1 pseudogene is annotated in these 228 nt (G+C 39.9%); it reads left to right on the top strand.

From position 1 onward, the window contains the following. Positions 1-228: pseudogene (locus G9G57_RS25550) on the top strand (IS110 family transposase); the annotation flags it as partial.

Raw genomic sequence — 228 nt, 5'->3', positions numbered from 1 at the left:
GACGCGGCAAAGCAAAACCCATTTCAGCAAACCATGTATGCAAGCCACTTAATCAATTTGAAAGTTCTTATTACCCTCATTCTTCAGTACCAAGAGCATCTTGCTGAACTGGAACAGAACATAGATGCTCTGGCTGAAGAAATTGAAGAGCATGAATTAATTCAGTCGATTCCCGGTATTGGGCATAAAATTGCTGCAACAATTTTATCTGAAATTGGAGAAGTCGAC

The organism is Paenibacillus sp. EKM211P (assembly GCF_011066175.1).
GTDB classification, from domain to species: domain Bacteria; phylum Bacillota; class Bacilli; order Paenibacillales; family Paenibacillaceae; genus Paenibacillus; species Paenibacillus polymyxa.
Note: the sequence above shows the minus strand (reverse complement) of the source record. Positions and strands in the feature narration are given on the sequence as shown.